We start from the raw sequence: 221 nt of genomic DNA on the forward strand, positions 1-221 counted from the left end.
TCAGTGGACGCCCCTCATGCTCGAGCCCAATCATAATGAAGTGGCCATTTTTAAAGCGAAATGACGGGTCGCGACTCGTTTTAAAGCTGAAAAGCTTATCGTTCCAATGCGTTACGCTGGTAACAGTCTCAGTCATAAAACCGGCCATAAAGTTCTCCAAATAATTCAATCTAGTTTCTTAACAAGTTGCGTTGCATTCTAATTACGCATAATCTATCTGT

General features: G+C 41.6%; 1 pseudogene. It reads right to left on the reverse strand.

What is annotated here, in order from left to right:
* Window positions 1–148 (reverse strand): annotated as a pseudogene (locus A3751_RS23405) (ferredoxin--NADP reductase); the annotation flags it as partial.
* Window positions 149–221 lie beyond the last annotated feature (73 nt).

Source organism: Oleiphilus sp. HI0080 (genome assembly GCF_001635135.1).